This window comes from Lysobacter antibioticus (assembly GCF_001442535.1).
Classification (GTDB): Bacteria; Pseudomonadota; Gammaproteobacteria; order Xanthomonadales; family Xanthomonadaceae; genus Lysobacter; species Lysobacter antibioticus.
Genome location: NZ_CP013141.1, coordinates 316,513 through 342,587, shown reverse-complemented (window position 1 = coordinate 342,587; position 26,075 = coordinate 316,513). Strand labels below are relative to the sequence as shown.

Genomic DNA, 26,075 nt, shown 5'->3' with positions numbered 1-26,075 from the left:
TTCGCGTCTGCGTCGTCCGTTGTGGGTTCGCGGTCGCGGCTTACGACCGCAGGACATCCCTGTGTGGCGCTGCTCCTACAGATAAGCAGCGCATCGTCGACCGTTAAACGATGCCTCAATCCTTAGCGACGCGCAGACGCAAGCGGTCGGCTTCGAGTTCGTAGGCGAACCCGTCGCTGACGTCGCCGAGGAAACGCCAGACCGGCCGCAGCACCGCCTCGGCCTTGAGCAGGACTTCCTGGAATTCGGCCTCAGGATCGGACAGGTAGGTAATCGCGCCGCCGGCGCCGAACGCGACCGTTTCGCCGTCGTAAGACAGAGTGCGAATGCCGATGTTGAGGTCGGCCACGCGGTTGTAGCCCAGATAACCGATCGAGCCGCAATAGACGCCGCGCGGGCTGCGTTCCAGGCGGTCGATGATTTCCATGGTGCGCTTCTTCGGCGCGCCGCTGATCGAGCCGCCCGGGAAGGTCGCACGCACCAGGTCGATCAGGCTGCAGTCCGGGCGCAACTGCGATTCCACCGTACTGACCAGCTGGTGCACGGTGCGATAGCTCTCGACCACGCGCAGTTCCGGTACTTCGACGGTGCCGGCGACCGAAACCCGGTTGAGATCGTTGCGCATCAGGTCGACGATCATCAGGTTCTCGGCGCCGTCCTTGACCGATTCGGCCAGCTCGCGGGCATAGCGCGCATCGAGTTGCGGGTCGCCGGAGCGGCGCGCGGTGCCCTTGATCGGCTTGGTCTGGACGCGGCCGCTGCGATCGACGCGCAGGAAACGTTCCGGCGAGGTGCTCAGCACGGCGATGCCGCGGCCGCGCAGGAAAGCGCCGAACGGCGCGGCGTTGCCGCGACGCATCTGCCGGTACAGCGCGTACGGGTCGAGCTCGGCGCGGAAACGGAAATGATTGGTCAGGCAGACCTGGTAGGTTTCGCCGTCGACGATGGCGCGCTGGCATTCGCCGATCGCGGCGAGGTAATCGTCACGGCCGAGGTCCATGTCGACCTCGAGTCCTTGCAAGCCTTGCGACGCAACCGGGGCATCGTCGCCACGCGCCTGCGCGGCCGCGGCGGCGACGCTATCGATCCAGGCTTCGGCGGCAGCGGTTTCGTCCTCGAACGCCAGCGCCAGCGCCCAGGCCCGCGCCGTGGCATGGTCGAAGGCGAGGAAGCGGCGTACGCGCATCCACAGCGCGTCCGGGGTCGGATGGCCTTCGCCGCGGTCGCCGTCGAACAGCGCCTTCATCTCATAGCCCAGGAAACCGACGAAGCCGCCGCGGAAGTCGAAAGGCAATCGCTTGCCGTCTTCCGCAATGCCGTCCTCGATGACGGCCTCTTCGAGCTCGCGCTCGATGTCTGCGAGCAAGCCTTGGCCGCGGCTCAGCGCCGCGTCGTCCTCGTCGATCCGGTAAGCGAGCAGATCGGCATCGTCGACCGCGCCCATGAACGAGCAGCCGGCGCTGTCGTCGGGCGCGACCTGGCTGTCGAGCCAGAACGCGTTGGCGCGGCCGGCGAACAAGGCCGAGAACACCGCCTCCGGATCGCCCACGCCCTGCAGCGGCCGAGCGATCACGCGCAAGCTGCGTGCCGGGCCGATGTCGGAGGACTCGGCCTGCCTCGATTCGGCCTGCCTCGATTCGGCCTGCTTCGATTCGGCCCGCCTCGACTCGGCCGGCAGCGGCCCGGGCGACGGCGTCGCCAGGCTGACGAACGGCCGCCGCTGGTGGCGGTGCGCGAGATCGCGGAAGTTCGCGATCAGATCGATGCCGTGTTCGGTCAGGATCGATTCCGGGTGGAACTGCACGCCCCACTGCGGCAGGCGACGGTGGCGCAGGGCCATGATCAGCCCGGGATCGGCATGCGCGGTCGCCACCAGGTCGGGCGGCAGCGGCGAGGCCACGATCAGGGAGTGGTAGCGGATCGCCTCGAACGGCGTCGGCACGCCGGCGAACAGGTCGCTGCCGTCGTGATGCACGGCCGAAGCGCGGCCGTGGAACGGCACCGGCGCGTGGACGATGCGGCCGCCGTGGGCATGGGCGATGCCCTGGAATCCCAGGCAGACGCCGAGCAAGGGCAAGCCGCTGTGGGCGATGGCCTCGCGCGAGACATGAACATCGGCCTCGCGGGTCACGCTGCCCGGCCCGGGCGAGATCACCACGCAGTCGAAACGGTGGCGGGCGCACAGCCCGTCCCAGTCGTCCTCGTCGTTGCGGACCACGATCGGCGCTTCGCCGAAAGCCCGGCCGATCTGGTCGGCGAGGTTCCAGGTGAACGAGTCGTAGTTGTCGATCAACAGGCAACGCATGATCCGGCCATTGTCTTACAAGTCGCCGCCGGCGGGTCCGGGCGCAGCGGCGGGATCAGTCCGGCCGGCGCACGCAGGCCACGGTGCGCACCTCGCCCTCGGCGATCAGGTAGTGGGCGGCGTACTCGGCGCCGGACGCGACCGTGGCCGACAGCTCTTCGGTCGCGGCGAAGATGATGCGCTCGGCGTCGATCCGCACGATCCGCATCGCCTCGAAACCGAAGAAGCGGCCGACCTGGGGGTACAAGGCCTTGTACAGACTCTCCTTGGCCGAGAACACCACGGCCAGGCCGAGGGTGAAATCGGGGAAATGCGTCTGCACGGCCTCCTCTTCGGCCGCATCGACCACTTCGCGGCGGATATCGGCGGCCATGCCCGGTTGCAGGCTGCCTTCGATATCGATGCCGAGCCCGACCACGTCGGGGTCGGTCGAGGCGATGCAGACGGCACGATCGCCGGCATGCGAGATCGAGGCCACCACGCCGGCGGGCCAGACCGGTTCGCGGTTCGGGCCGATGGCGATGTCGGCGCCGATGACGCCGAGCGCGGCCAGTGCGCGCTGCGCGCAGATGCGCCCGGCCAGGTAATCGCTGCGGCGCTTGGACACGGCGCGGCCGAACTGGGCCGGAAAATGCACGCCGTGGCGTTCGTAGAGCTCGTCGCGGTACATCGAGGCGCGGAACCGGCAGCCATAGCCGGTCAGCCGCTTGCCTTCGGCCTCGCACTCGAACGCGGAGGCCGCGAACAGGAAGCCGTCGTCGGTGTCGGGAAACTTATCGGACGCCATCGCACGCGCCTCCGATGCGGATCGGTGCGGGGGCTACAGGCGGCATCGCGGCAAGACGGCGGCTCGACGCACGGTACGGACGACCATGGCTCATGAAAGGCTCGGTTCGGACGGAGTTGCAGCCCGCATGTTCGATGGCTCGAACCGACGGGGCATGAGGATCGCACACGGACGCGCCGCGCGCGCGGCGCGGGGCCGCCGTGTTCAAACGCGCGCAGCCGCTATTCACCCCACATGATTCGCCCCACATCGCGAACGGCCCGCCCCAGCGGGCCGTTCGCACTCGGTCGCTCATGCCCCGCTTCAATCAAGCCCGCGTCAGTCGAGCCGCCTCAGTTGACGTTGGCCGCGCTCCAGGCCCGCGCCACCGCGTTCTGCTCCTGCGAGCCGGCGCCGTACAGCTCGGCTGCGGCGGCCAGGGTCGCCGCGCGCGCCTGCGGATAGCTGGTGCTTGAGGTGAACTTGGTGGTCAGCGCGCGATACCAGATCTTGCCGGCCTTATCGCGACCGATGCCGACGATGCCGGTGTCGCCGTTGCAGACCAGCTGGGCCGGGGTCAGGCCCGAACCGGCCGGCACCACCGCGCCTTCGGAAACCAGGTAGAAGAAGCGGTTGCCGACCCCGGAGGTGTAGTGCGGATCGTGGATGCCGCCGGCGCCCAGGTTCGGATCGAAACCGCCGGCGATGTAGCAATTGAAGGATTTGCCGTCGACGCCCTGGTTGTACATGTCGCGGAAAGCGAGCCCGCCGGTGCGCATGATCTCGCCGATGCGGTAGTCGCCGGGATCGGCCGGGTTGTTGGCGTAGAACTCGACCAGGGTGCCGAAGATGTCCGAGTTGGCCTCGTTGAGGCCGCCTGCATCGCCCGAGTAGGCCAGGTTGGCGGTCGCGGCGTTGACGCCGTGCGACATCTCATGGCCGGCGACGTCGATGCCGACGATCGGGCCGTAACCGCGCGCGGCGTCGCCGTCGCCGTAGAACATCACCTTGGTCAGGGCGAAATAGGCGGCGTTGACGCCGGTGGTGCTGCCGTCGGCGCGCTTGAAGTTGGTGTGGGCGTAACTCTTGATGCCGGCGCCGTCGTTATACAGGCCGTTGCGGCCGTGCACGTTCTTGAAATAATCCCAGGTCGCGCCGACGCCGTAGTGAATGTCGGTGGCGACGGTGGCACGATCGCTGAGGGCGTTGTTGCCCCAGACGTTGTCGGTATCGGTGAACAGGCTCGCGCCCCAGGTCGCGAACAGGATGTCGAACAGGTTCGAGATCGCCGCACCCTTGGCGTCGTAGACGCTGCCGTTGCCGCGGGTCGTGTCGATCAGGTCGAACTTGGTCGCGCTCTTCTGGTCGGTGGCGATGCTGAGGTTGCCGTAGTAGAAGGTCTTGCCGGTGCCGACCGCGCCGGCGGTCTGCAGGCGGTCCTGGACGTCGAGCACCTTGCCGCTGAGGGCATCGACGTAATAGGTGACGAAACCCGAATGCGTTCGGGTTTCCTCGCCCTGCAAGGTCACCTCATAGGCGAGCACCGGCTTGGCGCCGCGCGCGTACACCACCAGTTGATTGCCGTGCACCTGGCTCACCTTGCCGTTGAAACGGGCGCCGGCTTCGACCGCCGCGGCATCGCGGCCGATGCGCGCGCGCAGGCCGGGGCGCTGCTGGCTGCGCAGGGTCGATTGGGTGGCGGCGAGTTGGCCACGCCGCGATTTCGTCACCACGTCGCCGCCGATTACGCGCAGGCCCTGGTAGGTGCGGTCGAAACGCACGTGCGTGGTGCCGTCGCGATCGACGATGGTGTCGCGCGCCTCGAATGCGTCCTCGGCGACGCCGTGCACCGCACCGAGGTGATCGGCGATCAGGCCGCGCGCCTGGGTTACCGCCGCCGAGCCCCCGAGCTGCGCCGCCTGGCTTGCCGGTGCTACGACGAGGGCCGCCGTGATGGCGAGAAAGAGTCCTTCCAGCTTCAACCGCTTCGAATGGATACGCATGGTTTCCTTACTCCCGAAGTGATGATCGAAACACCGGCCCGCGGGGCGGGCGACGGCGGGCCACCCAGCCCGCGCTTCGATCATCGACACAATCCAGGAGCGCGAAGCGGCTTTTCACGGCCGCAATCACGGCAAAACTGCGCAGCAGCTCGGAAATCGTCCAATCGGCCGCGCGCGCGAGCCGATGTCGCGAATGCAACGGCACGGCCCCGCCTGGCGTCTGCGGCTCACGGCGTACGACCGATGCGGGGTTTGGAATGCGCCGGACGAGTCTCGATGCGTTGCAGCGCTAGTCTCGATGCGTTGCATCGCTAGTCTCGATGCGTTGCAGCACGAGTCTCGATGCGTTGCATCGAGGCTCATGCAGCGCTTCAGTCGACGATCGCGTGCGGCACGAAGCGCGAGCTGTCCTGGGTGATCGGGCCGGCGTCTTCGCGCAGGCCGATGCCGGCAGCCTGGTCGGCGACGACCCAACTGCCGATCAGCGGGTAGTTGGCGGCGCCGTCGCTGCCGTCGAAACGCGGCAGGGCGTGATGGGCCTGGCGGATCGTCGGCGCGTCGCGGTACGGGCCGTCGCTGCTGAGCCGCTCGCCGCTGGCGGTGACCAGCTCGATGTTGGCGCCTTCGCGCGAGAACAGCGGCTTGCGCACCCAGCCCGGCGGCAGGGCGATCGCCGGGGTCTCGTCGAAATGCGCTTCGAGCAGGTTCGGGTGGCCGCGATGACGCTGCCACAGCAACGGCAACACGCCCTTATTGCTGAGGATCGCCTTCCAGGCCGGCTCGATCAGCTGCATCTGCGAGGCCGCGAGCTTGGAGCCGTACTCCTCGACGAACATCCATTCCAGCGGATACAGCTTGAACAAGGTGCGGATGACCCGGTCGTCGCCGTCGGTGAACCAGCCCTCGGCACTGATGCCGATGCCTTCGATGCTGAGTTCCAGCGTGTCCACGCCGGCCTGCTCGGCGCAGTCGCGCAGATAACGCACCGTGCCCTGGTCCTCGGCCGAGCCTTCGACCGCGGCGAAATGCACCGGCGTGGCGATGCGCTGCTCGCGCGCCAGGGTCGCGAAAGTCTCGATCAACAGTTCCTGGATGCGGTTGTACTGATCCGCACTCTGCGCCAACACCCCGCGTTCGACGCTCTGCTCCAGCCACAGCCACTGGAAATACGCCGCCTCGTACAGCGAGGTCGGAGTGTCGTAGTTGAGTTCGTAGAGCTTGGCCGGGCCGGTGCCGTCGTAGGCCAGGTCCATGCGCCCGTACAGATGCGGCTCGCGGCGGCGCCAGGAGTCGGCGATCCAGTCCCAGTACGCCGGCGGGATCGCCAGCCGCTCGAGCAGTTGCTCGGACCCGGCGACCTCGTCGACCAGGGCCATGGCCATATCGTGCAGTTCCTGGGTCGGCTGTTCGAGATCGTCCTCGATCTGCTTCAGGCTGAAGGCGTAGTACGCCGACTCGTCCCAGTACGGCGCGCCGTCGATGGTGTGGAAATGGAAGCCCAGCGACTGGGCCTGATCGCGCCAGTCGGGGCGCGGCGTTACCGCGATGCGTTTCATGCTGGCTGCAGTCCGCCGGGTTGCGTATCGATGGGGGCGCTGATGGGGGCGCTCGGGACCGGCTTCAACCGCCGCGACCGCCGCCGCGACTGCTGCTGCCGCCGAAACCGCCGCGCGCCGCGGCGCTGGAGCCGAAACCCGAACGCGAGACGGTGACCGCGCGCGCCGGCAGGGCGGTGTTGCCGTACTTGCCGTAGACGGTGCCGCTGTTGCTGCTGACGCGTTCGCCGCCGGGGCGCAGATAGCCGCCGCTGCGGTAGTCGCGGTACAGCGGCGAAACCCCGCCGATGCCGTAGTAGCCGCGCGGCTGCATCGCCTGCGACAGGGCGTAGCCGATCAGAAAGCCCGACATCGACGGCATGTAGCTGTGGCTGCCGCCGGTCGGATTGGCCGGCGCCGACTGGCAGGCGCCGAACTGTTCGTTGCACTCGCGCTCGCTCTCGAAACGCGGCGCCAGCTTCTCATGCTCGACCAGGGCCTTGTAATAGGCCGCCTCGCATTCCGCCGGCGCGATCTCGGTCTGCGCCTTGCACTCTTCCAGCGAGGTCAGGACCTTGCCGCTGGGTTCGTCCTCGCAGCCGGTCAGCAGCGCCGGCACCGCGACGGCCATCAGCACCAGCTTGAGGTTGCGCGATCGCTTGCTCGTAGAGGGCGTCATGGCGGCGCTCACGGCGTCATGGCGGCGGCGTTGATCAGGCCGACGCTGATCGACACGCCGGCCGAGAAGATGCCGGCGGCGGTCTGGTTGAGGGTGATCTGCTGCGACAGCTTGGGCGCGACGAGGCGTGCGAGCAGGAACGCGAACAACTGCACGATCACCGACACCGCGCCCCAGATCGCCGCGTCGATCAGGCTGACCGAGTTGGAGATCGCCGAATGCAGCGGCAGGGCCAGGCCGATCAGGGTGCCGGAGAACGCGGTCGCGGCTGCGGTGTTGCCTTCGCGGATCAGGCTCAGCTCGCGGTGCGGGGTGATCAGCAGCACGGCCACCGCCGCGGCGATCAGCACGCCGATGCCGATGCCGGCGTAGGCGAGGAAGTTGAGGAAACTGTGAGCGGTGATCGGGGCGTCCATGGGGATCCTTGCGGCGTGCGGTGAGGTGGCGGGCTCAGGTGATGTCGAGATCGGCGGTGGTCAGGTCCAGGCCGATCGCGTAGGTCACGCAGAACTCGTTGGGGCCGTAGTCTTCGGCGGTGACGAGGAGGAATTCCTCGCGGTCCAGCTCGACCACGTCGCGCCGGTACAGCATGGCGTAATGGGTGAGGTCGTCGTCCTTGCGCGGCGGGTCGTGCCGATACAGCACTTCGTCGTAGACCACCGGCGGCACTTTCTCGGCCGCGCCTTCGTTGCCGAACTCGCGATACCAGGTGCGGCCTGCATAATCGATCTGGGCCGCGCCGAGGTGGCGGTGTTCGCTGATGAAACGCTTGAACTCGGCCTGGCTGGCCGGGTTCACCGTTTCCAGGAACACGAAGGCCTTGATGCCTTCGATCTGGCCGCTGGCCGTGCTGATCTGCAGGTAGCCGTCTTCGTCGAGATAGAAACGGTGCAGGTCGTGGCCGCCGCCCAGGTCGATATGGCCGTAGCAGGGAATACCCTGGTGGCCTTCGGGCAGTTGCACGCTCCACGCCTGCGGATGGGCGCGGAACATCATCGTGTCGAAGGCGACCCGGCCATTGATGCGCAGGCCCAGCGGCAGCTCGTGCGCGAACGGCGCCGGCGCCGAGGCGGGCGTTTTCTTGCCGCCGAATAATCCGTCCAACCAACCCATCTGCGTTCTCTCAGGTGACCGCCAGCGATGCCCACGGCACGCGGCGGCTGTCGATGCGTGCGTCGGCAAGGTAATACAACACGCTGCCCGGCGCGATCTCGACATGATCGGCCGGATTCAGTACCGGCGCCGCGCTGCCGCCATCGCGGAAGCCGATCCACAGCGCCGACTGGCTGCGGAACGCGCCGGCGAGTTTGCCGGCGAGCAGCGGCTGCGCATCGGTGGGCACCGGCAAACTGAATTGGGTCGGGCCGCCGCTCGACAGCCATTCTCCGGCGACCAGCGAGCTGCCGGCGTCCTGCACCGCGCGCGCGATCACGTCGACGTGCAAGGGCCGCGTGCATTCGACGTGCGGGTAGTGGCTGCGCACCAGGTCGGCCACCGCGGCCGACTCGAAGTGGGCGACCACGTGCGCAGCCGGGCGATGCGCCATCACCGCGAACACCGCCGCCAGCGAGCGGTCGTCGTTGTCGGCATGGACGATCACGCGCGCGGCGCCGCCGATCGCGGCGCGGGCGTATTCGCCACAATCGGCATAGGACGCTGCGGAGACGAAGCGGATCTGGTCCGGCAGCGGGTTCTCGGCCAGCCCTTCGGCGACCAGGACGATGCCTTCGTCGTCGGTGTGGGTGTCGGCCAGCAACAGCTGCACCAGCCGCACCGACTCGCGTCCGTGCCAGCCGATCAGCACGGTATGGCCCTGCATGTCCTCGTAACTCATCTTGCCCACCTGATGGCGCTTCCAGAAATGCAGCAGGCTCGCGCTGGTCTTGGCCAGCACCGAGGCGAACAGGGCGACCGCGCCCGGCATCACGAACAGGGCGACGACGTAGCGGCCGGCCGCGCTGCCCGGCGACAGGTCGCCGTAGCCGATCGTGCTGGCCGTGGTCATGTAGTAGTACACGAACGCATCCCAGCCCAGCAGCTTATCTTCGCCGGCCCAGGACAGGAGCAGCCAAGTGCCGCTCATATGCAGCACCAGCGCGGCCGCGACCACGCCCCAGCTGATCCGGCGCAGATGGCCGCGCATGAGGCGGTAGAACTTGCCGATTACGATCATGTCAGCGGGTTACGTCCGTGTGCGGGAGGCGCAGGTGCGCATGGTGTCATTAAGGCCGTCTCCCACCCAGGCAGGGATGACGATCCGAAGCCGACGGCCTTCAAGCCGTCATCCCCGCGTAGGCGAAGATCCAGCGGATTTCCGTGCGAGAACGCCTGAAGTCTCCACCGCCCGGCCAGCGCGCACAGCGCCCTGGCGTTCAGGCCCGCGCGAGCCAGTGGCTCGCAAGCGGCATCCATTCCCCCCTGCGCGGGGATGACGAGCAAAAGCAGGGCGACCGACAGCTCGACCCGTCTCGACCGAACCGCCGAAGGGATTCGACAGACCGGACGACCGCTGCCGAGCGATGGCCGGCAGCGGTCGCGACTGCTTAGTTCTTGCGCTCGACGTGCTCGGCGTCCTTCACTTCCACCGCCGGCAAAGACAGCGGCTCGTGGCCGAGCTGCTGCACCGGCTTCTCGCGGAAGCGCTCGAGGATGTTGTCGACGCTGGTCGATTCCGGCAGCAGGCCGGCGTTGGCCAGCTTGGCGTTGAGATCGCCGTCGCCGGATTCGGCTTCGAGCTGCGCCGCCGCCTGCAGGCGGGCGCCGCGCTCGGCCTGGCGGGTCTGGATGCGTTCGAGCGAATCCAGCGCGGTGGTGACCTTGCCGGTCGCGCCGGAGTGGCGCGCGGCGACCGCGGTCTGGGCGCGCTGCACGGCCTCGGTGGCCTTGACCGTGTCGACCTGCTGCTTGACCCGCGCCAGCTTGCGCTCGGTCGCGGTGATCGCGGTCTTGAGCTGGGTGATGCTGGCGTCGTAGCTGGCGATGGCCTGTTCGTCGTTCCTGAGGTCGGTCTCGACCGTGGCCAGGCGCTCGGCGACTTCGCGGGCCAGCGCTTCGTCGCCCTTGCGCAGGGCGCCGGCGATGTAGGTCTCGTACTCGGCCTTCTTGGCGAAGCGGTCCTTGCTGCGGTTGGCCTGCAACTGGCGCTGGGCCATGACCTTGGTCAGCTCTTCCTTGGAGCGGATCAGCTCGTTGCCGGCGTCGCGGATTTCCTGGTCGAGGATCTTGAGCGCGTTGGCGTCGACCACGGCCTGACCGGCCTCGTGGGCGGTGCCGCGGAACAGGGTCAGGATTTTCTGCAGCAGGCTCATGCGGTCACCAGAAAGGACTTGAGGGCTTCCACCGCGTCGATCGCGTTGTCGGCCAGGGTGCGGATTTCGAGTTCGATCTGCTCGGCGGTGGAATCGGGCGCCATCTCGCCGAAGACGATGTAGACGTCGCGCTCGTTGATCGTGGTCAGACCGAGGTTGGACAGCGGGTTGACCGGGTTCAGGCGCAGACAGGCTTCGTTGAAGCCGGCCGCGTCGGCGACCTGCGCTGCTTCGACCAGCGGCGTGGAGACGAAGATCTCGCGGTCGGTCAGGGCGATGGTGACGCCCAGGTCGCCGCTTTCCGGCAGGGTCACCTGGATGGCGCCATCGGCGGTCGGCACTTCTTCGACGTTTTCGCCGCCGAACGAGGCGGCCAGTCGGGTCAACAGTTCTTGCGTGGTCCAGCGGGACATTAGGGCGGTCCTTGAAGGTGAAGGCGGCGCGGAAGGTAGGGCTTGCGCGGGGAGCGTCCGGGTCGCGGGCGACGAGGGAGGCGGTCGGCTGCCCGTCCCTGGCCCTGCGATCATCGTCCGTGACCGTGCTCGTGGATCGTGCAGGTTATAGGGGCGAGCGGTGACCGGCGCAAGGCGCACAGGTCCCGGCCGGCGCTCCGACGACGTTACTGGGGCGCAGGGCAAGCCCGCGCGGCCCGGAGTGAGATAAACTGTCCGGCGGAACTACCCGACCGGCATTCCCGGCCCGCGGCCCTGCATTCGATAGCAGAAGGCCGGCGGGGTCGTCTCGGCGGGTCCCGTGCAGCGGCCGCGCCGATCCCCGGTGCGGCCACGTCGATGGCTTTAGTGCACCCGAACGGGGGCACGCAATAGGTGGATCGTGCGCAATTACGACCTCGAATTCCTGAAGAAATTCTCGATGGTGATCGGCTTTCTGATGCTGGTGACCCTCGGCCTGATGATCGCGGCCTACTTCGTCCACCACCAGTTGCCGCAGGAAGTCGACCCCAAGGCAGCCAAGCGCACCGAGAACCGCATCGGTCCGGTCGGCGCGGTCTATGCCGGCGCGACCGGCGCCGCCTCGCAGCAGGCCGCAGTCGCCGCGGCGGCCGCCAAGGCCGCTTCGCAGGTCGCCTACGGCGGCACCCTGGACGGCAAGGTGATCTTCGACAGCCTGTGCGCGGGCTGCCACAAGTCCGGCGCCGGCGGCGCCCCGACCATGGACGCGGCGCACTGGTCGGCGCGTATCGCCCAGGGCAAGGACACCCTGCACAAGCATGCGATCGAAGGCTATACCGGCAGCGCCGGCATCATGCCGCCGAAGGGCGGCAACCCGGCCCTGACCAACGAGCAGGTCGCCTCGACCGTCGACTGGATGCTCGAGAACATCAAGTAAGCCGCGCTCGCGCAGGCTTACCAGACGCCGCCTCCGGGCGGCGTTTGCGTTTGAGGGCCCGGCGCGCCGGCTCTGGCAAAGGCTTCGGCAAAGGCTGGCGCCCGATGGCACACGACGCCGCGCCGGCGCGCTGCCGATAATGGCCGCTCCCGCCGCCGCCGAGCCCGCCATGACGCGATACCGCCCCGCCCTCGCCTTCGCGCCCTGCCTGCTGCTGGCGGCCTGCGCGAGCGTGCCGTATGCGCAACGCGGCGCCGGCGCGCTCGCGATCGGCGAGGTCCAGGGCTCGGCCGCGAGCAGCGCCTGGCTCGATCGCGAGGCGACCGTCGAAGGCATCGTCACCGCGGCTCTGCCCGCGGCCGACGGCGCCCCGGGCTGGTTGCTGCAGGACGGCGGCGACGGCGATGCCGCAACCTCGGACGCGTTCTGGATCACCGGCGCCCAGACCGCTGCGCTGACGCCGGGGCAAGCGCTGCGGATCCGTGGACGCGTCTACCAGGGCGCGCTCGCCAAGCAGGGCCGGCTCACCGCGATCGAGGCCGAACGCATCGAACCGCTCGCGCGCCGCAAGCTCATGCGCATGCCGGCCGCGGTAGCGATCGCCGAGGCCCCCGACTGGCGCCGCCTCGAAGGCATGCGCGTGCGCATCGCCGCGCCGCTGACCCTGGCCGAACGCGATGCCGAGCGCGGCACCGTCACCGCCTCCTTCGACGGCCCGCTGTGGCAACCCGGCGAACGCGCCGTGCCCGGCAGCGAAGCCGCACGCGCCATCGCCGCCGACAACCGTCGCCGCCGCCTCGTGCTCGGCGGCGACACCGCCACCCTGACCGCAGCCGCGTTCGCCGCGCGCAGCGGCAGCCGCCTCGACGCGGTCGAAGGCGTGGCGGTGCCGATCGACGGCAGCCACGGCCTGCGCCTGACCGCGCCGGCGACCGTGCAGACCGCGCCGCGTCCGCAGCCGCCCAAGGTCGCCGGCGACCTGCGCATCTCCGCCTTCAACCTGGAGAACCTGTTCAACGGCGACGGCCACGGCGAAGGCTTTCCGACCCCGCGCGGCGCGCGCACGGCGGCCGAATACCAGGCGCAGTTGGCCAAGCTCGTCGCCACCATCCACGCCCTCGATCCCGACGTCGCCGCCTTGATGGAGCTGGAGAACGACGGCTACGGCCCCGAGTCGACCCTGGCCGAACTCGTCGCCGCGCTCGACCGCGCCGATGCCGCCGATGGCGGCGCCCAGGACTGGCGCTATGCCGCGCCGTGCAAGCAACCCTGCGACGCGCAACAGCGGGGGCCGGGCAGCGACGCGATCCGGGTCGGCCTGATCTACCGCGGCGCGCGGGTGGCCGCGCGCGGCGTCGCCGCGACGCTCGAACAAGGGCCGTTCGGCCCGCTCGCGCGCGTGCCGATGGCCCAGGCCTTCGCCGCGATCGGCCGCGACCGCACGCCGGGCCCGACCTTCGTGGTCGTCGCCAACCACTTCAAGTCCAAGGGCTGCGGCAAGAACGCCGCCGGCGCCGATCGCGACCAGGGCGACGGCGCCTCCTGCTGGAACGCCTCGCGCAGCGAATCGGCGCGGCGCCTGGACGCCTGGCTCAAGACCGACCCGACCGCGAGCGGCAGCGCGCTGAGCATGATCGTCGGCGACCTCAACGCGCATGCGCAGGAGCAACCGCTGCGCGAGCTGTATGCGGCCGGCTGGCAGGACGCCTTCGCCGTGGCCAAGGTCGAGGCACCGTACAGCTATGTCTACCAGGGCGAGCTCGGCCGCCTCGACCACGCGCTGCTGTCGCCGGCGCTGGCCGCGCGCCTGCGCGGCGCCGCCGAGTGGCACAGCAACGCCGACGAACCCGAGAGCGCGGGTTATCGCGACGGCGGCACGGGTCCGTGGCGCAGTTCCGATCACGATCCGGTGCTGCTCGGTTTCGAGCTGATGCCGCGCTGACTTGGCGCTGACTTTGGCGTCGATACCGCCGCACGCTGCCGCACACACAGGCGTAACACCCCGCTCACAGCGCCCCGTATCATGAGCGCATGAGCATTCCCGCCTTTCCCAGCGACGCCTCCACGACCTTGACCCTGCCCGGTCCGGCCGGCGCGATCGAGATGATCGTCGAGGCCGCCGAGACCGCGCCGCGGCCGATCGTGGCGATCGTCTGCCATCCGCTGCCGACCGAAGGCGGCAGCATGCACAACAAGGTCGTGACCATGACCGCGCGCGCCCTGCGCGAATCCGGCGCGGCCACGGTGCGTTTCAACTTCCGCGGCGTCGGCGCTTCCGAAGGCGAGTTCGACGAGGGCGAAGGCGAATGCGAGGACCTGCGCGCGGTCGCCGCCTGGGTGCGTGCAACGCGTCCGGATGCACAACTGTGGCTGGCCGGTTTCAGCTTCGGCGCCTATGTCTCGCTACGCATGGCCGACGAGTTGCAGCCCAAGCTGCTGATCTCGATCGCGCCGCCGGCCGGCCGCTGGGACTTCGACCGCATCGCCCCGCCGAGCGGTTACCCCTGGCTGGTGATCCAGGGCGAGGCCGACGAGATCGTCGATCCCAACGCGGTCTACGCCTGGATCGAAAGCCTGCGCCAGCCGCCCGAACTGGTGCGCATGCCCGACACCGGCCACTTCTTCCACCGCCGCCTGATCGACCTGCGCGGTGCGATCAAGCACGGCGTGCGCGCCCACCTGCCGCCGGAAATCGCCCCGGACCTGTCCTGAGAGGAATGTCTATGCTGCCACTAGCCCTGAACCTCGGGCAGCGGCCCGGCTGCGCGCCGCCGTTGCCGGCGGCACCGCGCCCCGACCATCAGTCGCAGCGTTCGCGATGACCGGCAAGACCCCTTCCCAGGCCTATGCCGAGGGCGTCGCGCGCGGCGACTGGAGCGAGGATCCGGCGCAGCGCCCGGCCCTACGCGAACTCGACCGCATCCATGCCGGCGTGCTCGATCCGCCCTCGCAGGGCTTGTTCGATCGCCTGCGCGGCAAGCCGCGCGACGGCGTGCGCGGGCTGTACCTGTGGGGCGGCGTCGGCCGCGGCAAGACCTTCCTGATCGACCTGTTCTACGAGCAACTGCCGATCCGCGAGAAGCGCCGCACCCATTTCCACCGTTTCATGCGCGAGGTCCATGCGCAGTTGCGCGCCCATGCCGGCGAGAGCGACCCCTTGGCGAAGATCGCCCGGCAGTGGCGTGCGGAGCTGCGGGTGCTGGTGCTGGACGAGTTCTTCGTCATCGACATCGGCGATGCGATGCTGCTCGGGCGCCTGCTCGACCGCCTGTTCGCCGAGGGCGTGACCCTGGTGACGACCTCCAACACCGCGCCGCCGAACCTGTACGCCGACGGCCTGCAGCGCGAGCGCTTCAAGCCGGCCATCGAGCTGATCCAGCGCCACTGCGAGGTGCTGCTGCTCGACAGCCAGCAGGACTACCGCCTGCGCGCGCTGACCCGCTCGCCGGTGTATCGCGCCCCGCTCGACGCCGAATCCGACGCCTGGCTGGGCGGGCGCTGGAAAGAGCTGACCGCGGCCTGCATCGCCGAAGCCGGGCCGCTGCGCATCGACGGCCGCGACATCCCGGTGCGCGCACTGGCCGACGGCCATGCCTGGTTCGACTTCGCCGCCCTGTGCGAAGGCCCGCGCGCGGCCGGCGACTACATCGAGATCGCGACCGAGTGCCACACCGTGCTGGTCGGCGGCATCCCATTGTTCGACGGCCGCAACGACGACCCGGCACGGCGTTTCATCAACCTGATCGATGAGTTCTACGACCGCCACGTCAACCTGGTCTGCACCGCGGCCGACGCGCCGACCGGGCTGTACCGCGGCCACCGCCTCGGCGGCGCCTTCGAGCGCACCGCTTCGCGCCTGATCGAAATGCAGTCGGCCGAATACCTGGCGCTCGAACACCGGGGCTGAGCCGCCGGTGTTATCCACAACGCGGCGCCGACATTGGCACATTGCCGTCGTCGCAGCGGCCGCGCAAGTCGCGCGCGCGGCCCGCCGGCAACCGCACGGCGACTGAACCGCATTGCGACATCGCGACGATGGCGCCGGATTGCGTCACAGATTCGCGCCGCGCGTCGCGCAAACCGTCGCTGCGATGCCGCAGGAACCCGTTCGAGCCGTGTTTTCCAGGGCTTTTCGCTTGAAGCGACGAGCGGCGCGAAACATCGAGGGACGCGCAAAACCCCTCATTCGCAAGGGATTTTGTCGCATCGACACGGGCCATCCGGGGCGCGCGTCTGAAAAACAGCCACTATTTGCGTCGAAAACTCTTGGCGGCGCGTCGGGCTTGCCCTACATTCCGCCATGCCGAGGGGTTATCCAGGCAACCCATCCATTCAACGAGTGCTACCGGAAAAAACTATGGCTACGAAAAAAACCGCTGCAAAGAAGAAGGCCGCTCCGAAGGCCGCTGCGAAGTCCGCCGCCAAGACGGCTGCTCCGAAGCCGATCAAGGAAGTGCTGAGCAAGTCGGGCCTGGTCGCACACCTGGCTGAAGTCACCGGTGTCGTCGCCAAGGACATCCGCGCCGTGCTCGGCGCGCTCGAAGGCGCGGTCCACGCGTCGGTCAACAAGAAGGGCGCGGGCGCTTTCACCCTGCCGGGCCTGCTGAAGATCACCGCTGTCAGCGTGCCGGCCAAGCCGAAGCGCAAGGGCATCAACCCGTTCACCAAGGAAGAGCAGTGGTTCGCTGCCAAGCCGGCTACGGTGAAGGTCAAGGTCCGTCCGCTGAAGAAGCTGAAGGACGCTGCGGCCTGATGCCGCCGGATGCGGCGTGCCCTGGGCCGCCGCATCGCGTACTGCCGGACGCCGCCCTCGGGCGGCGTTCTTTTTGGGCCCGGCGCGTTCGGGCCGACTGCGGGCCTGACGCGACCGGATCGCGGCTGTCCGGCGGCAGCGGACGGATCGCGCGATCCGCACCGACAGGGGCCGCCCGCGCCCCTGCAGCGCGGGCTGAATGCGTCAGCTTGCAGCGCGCACGAGGCGGGGCGCGGTGGTTTGCGCCGCGGTCGTCCGTGGCATAGTGCGCGCAGTCGTAGTGGAGCGTCGCCGTGGACCCGATCAGCCTGGAAGAGCTGGCTTTACTGAATGTGCTTCAACGCATAGACCAAGGGCATGCGCCGGAAAATCATTCCGGTGCCTTGCGCGAACGCCTGGTCGAATCCGGTCTGGCCGAAGCCGGCGAAGGCGGCGAAGTGCACCTTACCGATGCCGGCATCGAACGCTGCAAATCGCTGCGTCATCGTGTCGCCGCCGACGCCGAAGCGGCGCTGGTGCTGAAGGAACGCGAAGAAGCCGCGGCCCAGGACGTCGAGACCGCCGACGAGGCGAAGTAGCCGGGGCGCTCGCCGTCGCGGCGCGCGACGACTTTACCTTTCCTGCTGTTTCGCCGCTGCTGCTCGTACGCGGCGATGGCGCCGCTTGCATCGACCGCGGCGATCCCGATATCGACACGAACGCCGATGACGCCTTCGTGCCGCATGACGCCCTTCGACCAGCATCTCGCCCAGTGGAGCTTGATCCCCGACGGCGCCCCGATCCATACCCACAGCAGCGATCTGTTGCCGGTGCGCTACCGCGACACGCCGGCGATGCTGAAGATTCCGCGCGAACCCGAAGAGCGCTACGGCGCGGCGATGATGCGTTGGTGGGACGGCGACGGCGCCGCCCGCGTGCTCGCCTGGGACGAGGACGCCCTGCTGATCGAACGCGCCAGCGGCCCGCGCTCGCTCGCGCACATGGCCCGCAACGGCCGCGACGACGATGCCACCCGCATCCTGTGCGCGACCGCCGCACGCCTGCATGCCCCGCGCGCGGCGCCGCCACCGCCGCATCTGCTCGGCCTGCAGCCCTGGTTCGCCGAACTGGAACCGTATGCGAACAGCCATGGCGGCCCGCTCGCACTGGCCTGGAGCACCGCCTGCGAACTGCTGGCCGAACCGCGCGAGATCGTGCCGTTGCATGGCGACCTGCACCACGAGAACGTGCTCGACGCCGGCGCACGCGGTTGGGTCGCGATCGACCCGAAGCGCCTGATCGGCGAGCGCGGTTTCGATTTCGCCTGCTTGTTCACCGACCCCGACGAAGAGACCGCTTTGGCGCCGGGCCGACTGCTGCGCCGTGTCGATCTGGTCGCTGAAGCTGCGCGCCTGGAGCGCCGTCGCTTGCTGCAATGGATCGTCGCCTTCACCGGCTTGTCGGCGGCGTGGTACCTGATGGACGAGGAATCGCCGGACAAGGAATTCGCCGCGATCGAGCTGGCGCATGCGGAGTTGTTGCGCGGTTGAGGGTGGCTGCGGCTGACGACCAGCCGAGCAAGCGACCGCGCAGCCGCAAGCCACTGCAATCGTCTCCCTCTCCCGCCAGCGGGAGAGGGAGACAAGCTCGGCTTATCGATAAGCCCCTTACCGCTCCAGGCCCTCCCAGCCGCCGCCCAGCGCCTTGTACAGGTTGACCTCGGCGGTCAACGCGTCTGCCTGCAGTTGCACGACCGTCAGCTCGGCGTTGAACAGGTTGCGTTGCGCGTCGAGTTCTTCCAGGTACGAGGCATAACCCTCGTTGTAGCGGTTGTGGGCGATGCGCAGCGCTTCGCTCAACGCGATTCGCTGGTGCTCGGCCTGGTCGCGCTGTTCGTGCAGATAACGGATCGCCGCCAGGGCGTCCTCGACTTCGGCGAACGCGGTCAGCACGGTCTTGCGGTAGCCGAGCACGGCCTGGTCGCGACGCGCGGCGCCGGCCTGGACCTGCGCGCGCAGACGGCCTGCGTTGAACAGCGGCGCCAGCACGCTGCCGCCGACGCTCCACAGCCGGATCGGGTCGCCATGCAGCAGGCTCGATTCGAGGCTGCCGAGCGTGCCGGTCAGGCGCAACGACGGCAACAGCTGCGCGCGCGCCGCCGCCAGGTTGGCGTCGGCCGCGGCGATCTGCGCCTCGCCCTGGGCGATGTCGGGACGGCGCCGCAGCAGTTGCGAAGGCACGCCGGCCGACGGCAGCGCCGGCGCGGCGATCTCGGTCAGCGGGCGGCCGCGCGGCACCGCTTCGGGTGCGCGGCCGAGCAACACCGACAAGGCATCCTCTTGGCGCCGGATCGCGAGCTGCAATTGCGGCACGACCTGGGCGGTGGCGCGGTACTCGGCCTCGGCCTGGCTCAGTTCCAGGCGCGAGCTGTAGCCGGTGTCGAAACGGCGCTGGGCGACCTTGCGCGCGCCGGCGCGCGAGGCCAGCGTGCGCTGCGCGACCTCGAGCCGCGCATCGCTCGCACGCAAGCCCAGATAGGCCGAGGCCACCGCCGCCGCGACGCTGAGCCGTACGCTGTCGGCGGCGGTTTCGCTGGCGAGCAGGTTGGCGCGGGCGGCATCGGTCAGCGCGTCCAGGCGGCCCCACAGATCGACCTCGTAGGCGGCCTGGAACTGCGGCTGGGTCACGCTCGACAGGTTGGCGCGGCCGGTCGCGGCGCCGACGCTGCGTGCGCGTTGCGCGCTCAGCGACAGATCCAGAGTCGGCCATTGCACCGCGCCTTGCGCATCGAGCAGAGCGCGCGCCTCGGCGACGCGTGCCGCGGCCAGGCGCAGATCGGTGTTGTCGGCGAGCGCGCGTTCGACCAGCTCGCTGAGCACCGGGTCGTTGTAGCCGCGCCACCAATCGCGTTGCACGGCGACACCGACGCCCGGCGCATCGCGCCAGGCCGGCGGCGGCTCGGCGAAGCTCGGCGGCGACGCGACGCTCACGCAGGCCGCGAGCGTACACATCGCCAAGGCGATCGCGGCGATGCGCCAGACGATCGGGGCCGCCCTCATCGTGACGCGTCCATATCACCCTCGCCCTCGTCCTGCGGCTCGGCTGCAGCAGCCGGCCGGGCCTGCGGTCGACCGTTCGCGCCGGGCACGGGATTCGCGACCACCGGCACCGCCGCATCGCGCGCCGCGCTGGCCGCGGCGGCCTGTTCGGCGCGGCGCACCGCGTCCTCGTCGATCGCGCTCGCGGTATCCACGGTCGCTTCGACCGACATGCCCGGGCGCAGGCGCGCCGCCATCGGCTGGTCCGGGTCGATCGCGATCCGCACCGGCAGCCGCTGCGCGACCTTGGTGAAGTTGCCGGTGGCGTTGTCGGTCTTGATCACGCTGAATTCCGAACCGGTCGCCGGCGACAGCCGTTCGACCCGGCCGCGCAGCACCGCGCCGTCGAGCGCATCGACGCGGAAACTCGCGGCCTGGCCGGCGCGGATACGCGCGGTCTGCGATTCCTTGAAGTTGGCGACCACCCAGACCCGCTGCGGCACCAGTTGCATCAATTGCGTGCCGGGGGTGACGTACTGGCCCAGGCGCACGCCGATCTCGCCGAGCTGGCCGGCCTGCGGCGCATGGATGCGGGTATTGGCCAGGTCGATCTCGGCCAGCTGCACTGCGGCCTGGGCGTTGGCGACCGCTGCGGTCAGCGCGTCGCGGTTGACGATCACCGAGCGCACGTCCTCGTCGGCGGAACGGCGCCCGGCCTGGGCCTGGCCGAGTGCGGCCTCGGCCTGGCGCAGCGCGGCCAGGGTCTGGTCGCGTTCGCGCAGCGACAGCGAGCCGTCGCCGACCAAGGCGCTCGCACGACGCATGTCGGCCTGGGCGCGGGCCAGGTTCGCCTGCGCGGCCTTGAGCTGGGCCTCGACGTTGGCGACCGCGGCCTCGCGCACGCGTCGGGCCTGGGTCGAGTTGGACAGGTTGGCCTGTTGCGCGGCGAGATTGGCGCGCGCCTGATCGAGGCGTTGGCGGTAGTTGCGGTCGTCGAGCTCGACCAGCACCTGCCCGGCGCGCACCTGCATGTAGTCCTGCACCCGCACCTGGGCGACATAGCCGTCGACCTTGGGCGCGATCACGGTGACGCTGCCGCGCACGTAGGCGTTTTCGGTGGTCTGGCGTGCGCTGGAGAACGGCCACAGCCGCCAGGCGTAGAGGATCAGCAGCACACCGACGACGGCGATCGCGACGACCGGCACGGTGGCCTTGGATTTGAAGGGCGACTTCAGCGGCATGGGGCGTCCTTCGGATCAGGTAGCGGCAACGGGGGAGGAAGAGGCAGGCGCGGCGGCTTCGCCCGACGTGTCGCGGCGTTCGTTCTGCACGGGGGCTGCCGCGGCCGGCGGGCCGAACGGGCCCGGCACCTGCGAAGCGAAGCTCACCACCGTGTGGCCGCGCCGCCACAGATGCCATTTCAGCAGCAACACCCACACCAGCACGCCGAGCGCGAGCCAGGCCACGGCCAGGAACACGTCGTTGTAGGCCAGCACCCAGGACTCGCGCGCAACCTGCTGGCTCAACGAGGTCAGCGCCTGGTTGCCGCGCGCGGCGTTGTCGCCGACCACGCGCGCGACCGCGCCGCCGAGTTGTTGCGTGCGCAGCACCACCTGCGGGTCGCCGAGCGTCATCGCCTGGGTCAGATGCTGGTAATGCACGCTCTGGCGCTGGCTCAGGTAGGTGCCGAGCACCGCCGAGCCGAGCAGCCCGCCGAGTGCGTTGGTGGTGCTGAACAAGACGATGAAGGTGACCAGATTGCGCACGCCGTCGGCGACCACCCGCACCAGCGCCAACAGGATCGAGCTGGCCAGGAACATCGAGGCGGCCATCGCGATCACGGTCTGGGTGACGTAGAAATTCGCCGGCCGGGTGAGGTTGGTCGCATACGAATCGAACCAGGCGCAGATGCCGACCAGGCCGACCGCGATCAGGCCGAGCATGTCGAAACGCTGCCTGGGCAGGAACGGCAGGGTGACGACGAAGCCGGCCACGGTGCCGGCCAGCACGAGCCAGAACAAGGTATGCATCTGCTCGTTGCTCAGGCCGAGCACGTTGAGCAGGCCGACCGCGCCGACCGACTGCTCCGACAGCACCATGCGCGAGAGCACGATCGCCAGGCCCAGGCGCACCATGTAGCCGCCGTGCAGCAGCCAGCGGATGTTGACCATGGGCTTGGCGCGGTTCATCTCGATCACCACGAACAAGGCGCCGCACACCACCGCCGCGACCAGACATTCGCCGAGCCAGGGCGTGTCCAGCCACCAGCGCAGCCGGCCCTGGGTCAGCACCACGCACAGCAGGGCGATGGCCGAGGCATAGAGCGGGAAGCTGGCGATGTCGAGGCGGTCGAACATCGGCTGGCGCGGCACCGGCGTGACCCGCAGCAGGTTGATCGCGGCCAGGCAGGCCAGGGCCAGGCCGAGTTCGAAGATCACGATGCCGTGCCACTGCGCGTTGAGCAGCAGGGGCTCGGCGATGATCCGCGACAACGGCGCGCCGGTCTGCAGGGCGGCGAAACCGAACATCAGGCCGAGCACCTTCTTCGGCCCGTTGAAGACCTCGGCCATGTACAGCACGGTCAGCGAACTCAACGGCGCCGCGGCGATGCCGAGCGCGGCGCGCGCGGCAATCGCCGAGTCGAGGTCGTTGGCCAGCAGGTGCACGACCGCGGCAACCACGAACAGGCCGATGCCCAGGTCGGCGAACAGGCGCAGGCCGTAGTGCAGCCGGAACTTGGTCAGCAACAGGCTGGCCGGGATGTTGGTGGCGAAGTAGGCGGTGAGCAGCCAGGTCGCTTCGGCGCTGGTCGCGCCGAGCGCGCCCTGCACCTGCTGCAGGTTCGAGGCGACCAGGTTCATGCCCAGGCTCTGGGTCAGGCCGAGCAGCAGCGAGATCGAGACGAAGCCGGCGATGCGCCAGCGCGACATCGGCGTCGGCTCGCCGGGCGCGCCAGCGGACGGAGCACCCTGCGGTGGGCCCTGCGGAGGGGCGACGGCGGCAACGGCGGCGGCGGCGGTGCTGGCCATGGATCGAGGCGCGCGGCTCCCGCTGTGTTCCGGACGAAGGCGATGCAGGCCCCTAGTAGGCAACAGCCGGCGGTCAAGGATCAAGCGCGTGGCCTGCGGATGGCGACATGGTGGCCGGCGCGTTGTGTGCGTCGCGTCTAAGCCTGCGGACGCCGACGCGAGGACCATCCCGGCGAGCCGGGCCGATGCGCCCGGCGCAGCGCAGGACGGGACTCGCCGCTTCGCGCGGACACGACAAGGAACCCACCGCATGACCGTCGCCGGAACGCTGGCCTCTACCCTCGCGCTGCCCTTGTTTGCGCTCGCCCTGCTTGCGCTCGCCACTGCGCATGCGGCGCCGCGCGACGCCGCCGACCGCGCTGCCCTCGAAGCCAGCACCGACGCGATCTTCGCCGAATGGAATCGCCGCGATACGCCGGGCTGCGCGGTGGCGGTGTACCGCGACGACGCGATCGTGTTCCAGCGCGGCTACGGCATGGCCAACCTCGAACTCGGGGTGCCGATCGGCCCGCACAGCGTGTTCGACATCGGCTCGACCTCCAAGCAGTTCACCGCCGCCAGCGTGTTGTTACTGGCCCAGGATGGCAAACTTTCGCTCGACGACGACATCCGCAAGCATCTGCCGGAGATGCCCGACTACGGCCGCCGGATCACGATCCGTCAGCTGCTGCAGCACACCAGCGGCCTGCGCGATTACATCGCGCTGCTGATCCTCGGCGGCGCGGCCTTCGACGACCAGGCCACCGACGCACAGACCCTGGAGGCGATCGCGCGCCAGCGCGCGCTCAACTTCCCGCCCGGCAGCGAGCACCTGTACAGCAACTCCGGCTATTTCCTTGCCGGCCAGATCGTCGAACGCGTGTCCGGACAATCCCTGCCCGCATTCGCGCACGAACGCATCTTCGCCCCGCTCGGCATGCGCGACACCCGCTTCCGCCGCGACCACGCCGAGCTCGTACCCGGTCGCGCGATGGCCTATGCGCGTGCCGAGGCTTCCGCGGACGCGCCGCCGCGCGACAGCGCAGCGACGTATCGGCTCGATCAGCCGCACTGGGACCAGGTCGGCGACGGCTCGGTGCATACCACCACGGGCGATCTGCTGCGCTGGGACCGCAACTTCTACGATCCCACGGTCGGCAGCGCGGCGATGTTCGCGCAAATGCGGCAAGCCGGCGTACTCGACGACGGCAGGCACATCGACTACGGCCTCGGCCTCAAGATGGGCGAGTACCGCGGCCTGGCGACGGTGCGGCATGGCGGCGCCTGGGGCGGCTATCGCGCCGAGCTGCTGCGCTTCCCGCAACGGCACCTGAGCGTCGCCACCTTGTGCAACTTCGCCGAAGCCCAGCCGCAGCGCTGGGCCGAACGCATCGCCGAACTGTGGTTAGGCCTGCCGCCTTCGCTCGCGCAGGACCGGGCCACGGCGCAGCGCAAGTCGGTGCGCCTGACGCCCGCGCAACTGCAACAGTGGGCCGGCGTCTATCGCCATGCCGAAAGCGGCGACCTGCGCAAGATCGTCCATGCCGACGGCCGGCTCGCCCTGCACCACTTCGACGACGAATTCGTCCTGCGGCCCTTGGGCAGCACCGAGTTCGAACTTGGCGCGCCCTCGATCGCCACGCTGCGCTTCCATGAGCGCAACCGCGAGCGGCCGCGCAGGATGACGGTAGCCGCCAACGGCCATGGCAAGGACTATCTCGCCGTCAACGTCGCCGCGCTCACGCCCGCCGAACTGCAGGCCTATGCCGGCCGCTATCGCTGCGACGAGCTCGGCCGCGATTACGAGTTCAAACTCGTCGACGGCGCTCTGCGGCAACTCGACCCGCGCTTCCCCGCCGTCGCCCTGGAACCACTGGAGCGCGACCGCTTCGTCCAAGGTCTGTTGAGCTACCGCTTCCACCGTGGTGTCGACGGCCGCATCGAAGGCGTGTCGCTCGACGCCGGACGCGTGCGCGATCTCGCCTGTACGCGCTTGTAGGCGCGTCGCGCTCAGCCGCGCCGACGCAGCAAGCGCAGCGCGCCGTACAACGCGACCAGCAGCACCAGCGAGGCGGCGATCGCGGTCCATTGCGCGCGCGTCATCGTCGCCAGGATCGCCGCCATCGTCAGCACCGCGAGTGCCGGCATGGTCCAGGCGCCGCCCGGCATCACGAAGGGTTCTCCGGCTCCGCGCAGGTCGAGCGCCTGAGCGCGCCAGGCGGCGATCGACACCGCTGCGAACAACAGGCAGATGGCGCCGCCGGAGATCAACGCCAGGGTTTCGAAATTGCCCATCCACGCCAGGGCCAGGGCGATGCCGGCATGTGCGGCGAGGGCCACGCGCGGCACGTGGTGCCGGGCATCGACGCGGCCGAAGGCCTGCGGCAGGTAACCGTCGCGGCCGAGCGCGAACAACAGCCGCGAGGACGCGAACAGATTGCCCATCAGGAAGCCGGTCATCGAGACCCCGGCGGTGAGCAGCAACAGGCCGTGGCCGGGCGACCAGATCGCGCCGGCGGCATCGGCGATCGGTGCGGTGCTCGCAGCGAGCCGCGCGCCCAACACGCCCTGGCAGACCACCTGGATGCCGACGTAGAGCAGCACCACCACCACGATCGCCGACAAGGTTGCGCGCGGCACGTGCCGCGACGGGTCGCGTACTTCGCCGGTCGGCACCAACGCGGTCTCCATGCCCGAGTAGGCGAACACCACCAGCACCATCGACGAACCGAGCGCGCTCCACGACGGCACCTCGCTCCAGCCGACCTGCTGCCAGTCGACGAAGTACAGGCCGAGCGTCGCCAGCAGGAACAGCGGCGTGAGCTTCAGGGTCGCCAGCAGCACGATCATGCGCGCGCCCAGGCGCACGCCGAAGGCGTTGAGCGCGAACAGGATCGCGTAGACCGCGGCGATGAAGACACCGCGCGGCAGGGGCTCGCGCAGCAACGCCCAGGCGTTGCCGGCTTGTTCGGCCAAGGCTGCGGCGACGCCGGCGCTGGAGGCGGTGTTGCAGATCCACATCAAGGCGCCGGCGAGAAAACCCGCGAACGGTCCGAACGCCGCACCGACATAGGTATAAGGCCCGCCGGTCGCGGCGGCGCGGCTGCCGATGGCCGAGAAGCACAGCGCGATCGGCACGATCGCGATGGCGCCGGCGACGAACACCAGCGGCGCGCTGACGCCCATGCGCCCGGACAGCAGCGCCGGCAGCATGAAGATGCCGGCACCGACGATGATGTTGATGATCGAGGCGCCAAGCTGGAACGGGCCCAACGCGCGCACCAGCGCGGCGTCGCCCTGCAGGGCTTTCGATGGAGCGGCGGGCGCGACGGCAGCGGTCATGGCGGGTCC

At 69.5% G+C, this 26,075-nt stretch carries 23 protein-coding genes; 8 read left to right on the top strand and 15 right to left on the bottom strand.

The window, feature by feature from the left end; translation table 11 throughout:
* Positions 1-115 precede the first annotated feature (115 nt).
* The 10 genes from pabB to GLA29479_RS01370 all read right to left on the bottom strand — a co-directional run bounded on the left by pabB (position 116) and on the right by GLA29479_RS01370 (position 11,009).
* On the bottom strand, positions 116-2,305 hold the full coding sequence (gene pabB / locus GLA29479_RS01415; RefSeq protein WP_057970551.1) for an aminodeoxychorismate synthase component I: 2,190 nt from the start codon (positions 2,303-2,305) through the stop codon (positions 116-118).
* A 55-nt stretch (positions 2,306-2,360) separates the two neighbouring features.
* Positions 2,361-3,092, bottom strand: coding sequence for a 4'-phosphopantetheinyl transferase family protein (locus tag GLA29479_RS01410; protein ID WP_057919757.1), 732 nt, complete (start codon positions 3,090-3,092; stop codon positions 2,361-2,363).
* A gap of 332 nt (positions 3,093-3,424) precedes the next feature.
* Positions 3,425-5,074 carry a M4 family metallopeptidase gene (locus GLA29479_RS01405; protein WP_057919758.1) on the bottom strand — a complete coding sequence of 550 codons (1,650 nt, stop codon included), beginning with the start codon at positions 5,072-5,074 and terminating at the stop codon, positions 3,425-3,427.
* Between the two features lie 371 nt (positions 5,075-5,445).
* Positions 5,446-6,630 (bottom strand): glutathionylspermidine synthase family protein, encoded by a 1,185-nt coding sequence (locus GLA29479_RS01400; protein WP_057919759.1) that lies wholly within the window; start codon positions 6,628-6,630, stop codon positions 5,446-5,448.
* Positions 6,631-6,694: 64 nt separating this feature from the next.
* Positions 6,695-7,288, bottom strand: coding sequence for a DUF1190 domain-containing protein (locus GLA29479_RS01395; RefSeq protein WP_057919760.1), 594 nt, complete (start codon positions 7,286-7,288; stop codon positions 6,695-6,697).
* Between the two features lie 8 nt (positions 7,289-7,296).
* Entirely contained in the window at positions 7,297-7,704 is a 408-nt protein-coding gene (locus tag GLA29479_RS01390) for a DUF350 domain-containing protein (RefSeq protein WP_031372564.1), read from the bottom strand.
* Between the two features lie 34 nt (positions 7,705-7,738).
* Positions 7,739-8,401, bottom strand: a complete 663-nt coding sequence (locus tag GLA29479_RS01385; protein WP_057919761.1) for a DUF2491 family protein — start codon at positions 8,399-8,401, stop codon at positions 7,739-7,741.
* A gap of 10 nt (positions 8,402-8,411) precedes the next feature.
* On the bottom strand, positions 8,412-9,461 hold the full coding sequence (locus GLA29479_RS01380; protein WP_057919762.1) for a potassium channel family protein: 1,050 nt from the start codon (positions 9,459-9,461) through the stop codon (positions 8,412-8,414).
* 370 nt (positions 9,462-9,831) lie between these two features.
* Positions 9,832-10,596: a PspA/IM30 family protein gene (locus GLA29479_RS01375; protein ID WP_057919763.1), complete on the bottom strand. Its 765-nt coding sequence runs from the start codon at positions 10,594-10,596 to the stop codon at positions 9,832-9,834.
* Positions 10,593-11,009, bottom strand: coding sequence for a YjfI family protein (locus GLA29479_RS01370; RefSeq protein WP_031372568.1), 417 nt, complete (start codon positions 11,007-11,009; stop codon positions 10,593-10,595). The genes GLA29479_RS01375 and GLA29479_RS01370 overlap by 4 nt, the downstream gene beginning before the upstream one ends.
* Before the next feature lie 421 nt (positions 11,010-11,430).
* Between GLA29479_RS01370 and GLA29479_RS01365 the strand changes: the two genes are divergently transcribed.
* The 4 genes from GLA29479_RS01365 (at position 11,431) to zapE (ending at position 15,853) form a co-directional block, all read left to right on the top strand.
* Positions 11,431-11,946 (top strand): c-type cytochrome, encoded by a 516-nt coding sequence (locus GLA29479_RS01365; protein ID WP_057970550.1) that lies wholly within the window; start codon positions 11,431-11,433, stop codon positions 11,944-11,946.
* 169 nt (positions 11,947-12,115) lie between these two features.
* The gene (locus tag GLA29479_RS01360) at positions 12,116-13,888 is read left to right on the top strand and encodes an ExeM/NucH family extracellular endonuclease (protein WP_082638951.1); all 1,773 of its coding nucleotides are present in this window, start codon (positions 12,116-12,118) and stop codon (positions 13,886-13,888) included.
* Between the two features lie 89 nt (positions 13,889-13,977).
* Positions 13,978-14,658, top strand: coding sequence for an alpha/beta hydrolase (locus tag GLA29479_RS01355; protein WP_057919766.1), 681 nt, complete (start codon positions 13,978-13,980; stop codon positions 14,656-14,658).
* A gap of 106 nt (positions 14,659-14,764) precedes the next feature.
* Positions 14,765-15,853 carry a cell division protein ZapE gene (gene zapE, locus GLA29479_RS01350; protein WP_057970548.1) on the top strand — a complete coding sequence of 363 codons (1,089 nt, stop codon included), beginning with the start codon at positions 14,765-14,767 and terminating at the stop codon, positions 15,851-15,853.
* Between the two features lie 10 nt (positions 15,854-15,863).
* On the opposite strand, the gene GLA29479_RS24180 is transcribed toward zapE, so the two are convergent.
* Positions 15,864-16,166, bottom strand: a complete 303-nt coding sequence (locus GLA29479_RS24180; RefSeq protein ID WP_144436285.1) for a hypothetical protein — start codon at positions 16,164-16,166, stop codon at positions 15,864-15,866.
* Between the two features lie 137 nt (positions 16,167-16,303).
* On the opposite strand from GLA29479_RS24180, the gene GLA29479_RS01345 reads away from it, so the two are divergent.
* The 3 genes from GLA29479_RS01345 to GLA29479_RS01335 all read left to right on the top strand — a co-directional run bounded on the left by GLA29479_RS01345 (position 16,304) and on the right by GLA29479_RS01335 (position 18,228).
* Complete coding sequence (locus GLA29479_RS01345; RefSeq protein ID WP_057919768.1) at positions 16,304-16,699, top strand: HU family DNA-binding protein; 396 nt, start codon at positions 16,304-16,306, stop codon at positions 16,697-16,699.
* Positions 16,700-16,992: 293 nt separating this feature from the next.
* Positions 16,993-17,277, top strand: coding sequence for a hypothetical protein (locus GLA29479_RS01340; protein ID WP_057919769.1), 285 nt, complete (start codon positions 16,993-16,995; stop codon positions 17,275-17,277).
* Between the two features lie 126 nt (positions 17,278-17,403).
* Positions 17,404-18,228, top strand: a complete 825-nt coding sequence (locus GLA29479_RS01335) for an aminoglycoside phosphotransferase family protein (protein ID WP_248842781.1) — start codon at positions 17,404-17,406, stop codon at positions 18,226-18,228.
* 117 nt (positions 18,229-18,345) lie between these two features.
* On the opposite strand, the gene GLA29479_RS01330 is transcribed toward GLA29479_RS01335, so the two are convergent.
* From GLA29479_RS01330 to GLA29479_RS23385, 3 genes are read right to left on the bottom strand one after another with little or no spacing between them, the layout of a single operon-like run.
* The gene (locus tag GLA29479_RS01330; protein WP_057970545.1) at positions 18,346-19,737 is read right to left on the bottom strand and encodes an efflux transporter outer membrane subunit; all 1,392 of its coding nucleotides are present in this window, start codon (positions 19,735-19,737) and stop codon (positions 18,346-18,348) included.
* Positions 19,734-20,957 (bottom strand): HlyD family secretion protein, encoded by a 1,224-nt coding sequence (locus tag GLA29479_RS01325; RefSeq protein ID WP_082638191.1) that lies wholly within the window; start codon positions 20,955-20,957, stop codon positions 19,734-19,736. Before GLA29479_RS01325 ends, GLA29479_RS01330 begins: the two co-directional genes overlap by 4 nt.
* Positions 20,958-20,972: 15 nt before the next feature.
* A complete protein-coding gene (locus GLA29479_RS23385; RefSeq protein ID WP_169795589.1) occupies positions 20,973-22,745 on the bottom strand; it encodes an MFS transporter in 1,773 nt (590 codons plus the stop codon).
* Positions 22,746-22,995: 250 nt separating this feature from the next.
* Here GLA29479_RS23385 and GLA29479_RS01320 point away from each other — a divergent pair, with 250 nt between their 5' ends.
* Entirely contained in the window at positions 22,996-24,723 is a 1,728-nt protein-coding gene (locus tag GLA29479_RS01320; RefSeq protein ID WP_057970544.1) for a serine hydrolase domain-containing protein, read from the top strand.
* Between the two features lie 11 nt (positions 24,724-24,734).
* On the opposite strand, the gene GLA29479_RS01315 is transcribed toward GLA29479_RS01320, so the two are convergent.
* A complete protein-coding gene (locus GLA29479_RS01315) occupies positions 24,735-26,066 on the bottom strand; it encodes an APC family permease (protein ID WP_057970543.1) in 1,332 nt (443 codons plus the stop codon).
* Between the last annotated feature and the right edge of the window lie 9 nt (positions 26,067-26,075).

Coding starts and splice junctions, on each gene's coding strand:
- GLA29479_RS01400 (WP_057919759.1), bottom strand. CDS start 6,630: ATGAAACGCATCGCGGTAACGCCGCGCCCCGACTGGCGCGATCAGGCC.
- pabB (WP_057970551.1), bottom strand. CDS start 2,305: ATGCGTTGCCTGTTGATCGACAACTACGACTCGTTCACCTGGAACCTC.
- GLA29479_RS01330 (WP_057970545.1), bottom strand. CDS start 19,737: ATGAGGGCGGCCCCGATCGTCTGGCGCATCGCCGCGATCGCCTTGGCG.
- GLA29479_RS01320 (WP_057970544.1), top strand. CDS start 22,996: ATGACCGTCGCCGGAACGCTGGCCTCTACCCTCGCGCTGCCCTTGTTT.
- GLA29479_RS01335 (WP_248842781.1), top strand. CDS start 17,404: ATGACGCCTTCGTGCCGCATGACGCCCTTCGACCAGCATCTCGCCCAG.
- GLA29479_RS01395 (WP_057919760.1), bottom strand. CDS start 7,288: ATGACGCCCTCTACGAGCAAGCGATCGCGCAACCTCAAGCTGGTGCTG.
- GLA29479_RS23385 (WP_169795589.1), bottom strand. CDS start 22,745: ATGGCCAGCACCGCCGCCGCCGCCGTTGCCGCCGTCGCCCCTCCGCAG.
- GLA29479_RS01410 (WP_057919757.1), bottom strand. CDS start 3,092: ATGGCGTCCGATAAGTTTCCCGACACCGACGACGGCTTCCTGTTCGCG.
- GLA29479_RS01375 (WP_057919763.1), bottom strand. CDS start 10,596: ATGAGCCTGCTGCAGAAAATCCTGACCCTGTTCCGCGGCACCGCCCAC.
- GLA29479_RS01325 (WP_082638191.1), bottom strand. CDS start 20,957: ATGCCGCTGAAGTCGCCCTTCAAATCCAAGGCCACCGTGCCGGTCGTC.
- GLA29479_RS01345 (WP_057919768.1), top strand. CDS start 16,304: ATGGCTACGAAAAAAACCGCTGCAAAGAAGAAGGCCGCTCCGAAGGCC.
- GLA29479_RS01315 (WP_057970543.1), bottom strand. CDS start 26,066: ATGACCGCTGCCGTCGCGCCCGCCGCTCCATCGAAAGCCCTGCAGGGC.
- GLA29479_RS01405 (WP_057919758.1), bottom strand. CDS start 5,074: ATGCGTATCCATTCGAAGCGGTTGAAGCTGGAAGGACTCTTTCTCGCC.
- GLA29479_RS01380 (WP_057919762.1), bottom strand. CDS start 9,461: ATGATCGTAATCGGCAAGTTCTACCGCCTCATGCGCGGCCATCTGCGC.
- GLA29479_RS24180 (WP_144436285.1), bottom strand. CDS start 16,166: ATGGCCCGTGTCGATGCGACAAAATCCCTTGCGAATGAGGGGTTTTGC.
- GLA29479_RS01355 (WP_057919766.1), top strand. CDS start 13,978: ATGAGCATTCCCGCCTTTCCCAGCGACGCCTCCACGACCTTGACCCTG.
- GLA29479_RS01370 (WP_031372568.1), bottom strand. CDS start 11,009: ATGTCCCGCTGGACCACGCAAGAACTGTTGACCCGACTGGCCGCCTCG.
- GLA29479_RS01360 (WP_082638951.1), top strand. CDS start 12,116: ATGACGCGATACCGCCCCGCCCTCGCCTTCGCGCCCTGCCTGCTGCTG.
- zapE (WP_057970548.1), top strand. CDS start 14,765: ATGACCGGCAAGACCCCTTCCCAGGCCTATGCCGAGGGCGTCGCGCGC.
- GLA29479_RS01390 (WP_031372564.1), bottom strand. CDS start 7,704: ATGGACGCCCCGATCACCGCTCACAGTTTCCTCAACTTCCTCGCCTAC.
- GLA29479_RS01385 (WP_057919761.1), bottom strand. CDS start 8,401: ATGGGTTGGTTGGACGGATTATTCGGCGGCAAGAAAACGCCCGCCTCG.